The sequence below is a fragment of the Mordavella massiliensis genome (assembly GCF_016901695.1).
GTDB classification, from domain to species: domain Bacteria; phylum Bacillota; class Clostridia; order Lachnospirales; family Lachnospiraceae; genus Claveliimonas; species Claveliimonas massiliensis_A.
The window spans coordinates 1-309 of record NZ_JACJKS010000093.1 but is presented as its reverse complement, the minus strand read 5'-3'; the positions used below and the strand labels follow the sequence as shown (position 1 = coordinate 309).

Below are 309 nucleotides of genomic sequence, written 5' to 3'. Positions count from 1 at the left end.
ACGTTGGTTATGCATGAAAGAGCGCAGGGTGGATGCCTTGGCACTAAGAGCCGATGAAAGACGTGATAAGCTGCGAAAAGCTTCGGGGAGGAGCAAATATCCATTGATCCGGAGATCTCTGAATGGGGAAACCCACATGAGCAAACCTCATGTATCCATACGCCAATCCATAACGTATGGAGGGGAACCCGGTGAACTGAAACATCTAAGTAGCCGGAGGAAGAGAAAGAAACATCGATTCCGGAAGTAGCGGCGAGCGAAACCGGAAGAGCCCAAACCGGGATGCGTGCATCCCGGGGTTCGGACCGC

At 52.8% G+C, this 309-nt stretch carries 1 rRNA gene; it reads left to right on the top strand.

The annotated features are described in order from the left end of the window. Positions 1-5: 5 nt before the first annotated feature. Positions 6-309: ribosomal RNA gene (locus tag H6A20_RS13245) — 23S ribosomal RNA — on the top strand; the annotation flags it as partial.